At 70.0% G+C, this 1,102-nt stretch carries 1 pseudogene; it reads right to left on the minus strand.

Annotation, left to right across the window (positions count from 1 at the left end):
- Positions 1–1,102 (minus strand): annotated as a pseudogene (locus UU7_RS17075) (ESPR-type extended signal peptide-containing protein); the annotation flags it as partial.

The raw sequence follows: 1,102 nt of genomic DNA on the forward strand, positions 1-1,102 counted from the left end.
ACCGAGTGCTCGCCGTCGGCCAATGCATCCTCGCTGCCGTCGTCCGCACCGTCGGCCTGGAAGAAGCGCGTGGCGCCCGTCACCGAATCGTTCAGCTGCGCCACGTTCACTGCGTCGGTGTCTTCCGTGCCGGCGGCGACGCTGGTGATCTGGCGGGTCAGGCCGTTGTCCACGTCACCCACCGACACCGTGCCATCACGGCTCGCCCAGGAATAGGCGCCCAGCGCGACGCTGCCGTCGCCGAGCGCGGTGCTGCTGTCACCCACGGCCACGCTGCTGGCACCGGCTGCCCAGCTGTTGATGCCGAGCGCACTGGCGTTCTCGCCTGGCGCGTAGGCGAAATAGCCCACCGCCGTCGCGCCGTAGCCAGCTTCGGTGATCGCACCGACCGAGGTCGCGTAGTCGTCCGTTGCCTGCGCGCCTGCACCGAGCGCCGTGGCGTTTTCGCCACTCGCTCCGGTCGAGATGTAGAAGCCCGCACCGGGAATGAGGTCGGCTACGCCGCCCAACGCCACGCTGCCGTTGCCGGACGCCACGCTCTGCGGACCCACGGCGACTGCGTAATCACCCACCGCATTGGCGACGGCACCCAGCGCCAGCGACAGATCGCCACTGGCATACGCGCCCACGCCGAAGGCCGAAGAGGCGAAGCCGCTGGCCTGCGAACTGGCGCCCACAGCCGTGCCCGCCACCGCGGCGCTGGTAGCGCCCACGGTGACCGGATTACCGTCCATGTCCTGCACCAACGGGTCACCGTTCTCGTCCACCGCCGCTCCGCCCATGGCCAGGCTGGCCGGGCCGGTCGCCTGTGCATAGACGCCAAAGGCCGCACTGTTGGTTCCCGTGGCCACCGCGTTGTAGCCGACCGCCGTGGCGAAGTCAGCATTGGTTACAGCGCCACTGCCGAATGCCGAAGAACCCACGCCCATGGCCCCGGCGCCCGAGCCCACCGCCGTGGAGTAGTCGTCGGCGGCATAGCTGCGATAGCCGTACGAAGCGCTCTCGGCGCCTGCGGCGTAGCTGCTCGCACCGGAAGCCACCGAGTGCTCGCCGTCGGCCAGTGCATCCTCGCTGCCGTCGTCCGCACCGTCGGCCTGGAAGA

Origin of the sequence: Rhodanobacter spathiphylli B39, assembly GCF_000264295.1 — a bacterium.
GTDB classification, from domain to species: Bacteria; Pseudomonadota; Gammaproteobacteria; order Xanthomonadales; family Rhodanobacteraceae; genus Rhodanobacter; species Rhodanobacter spathiphylli.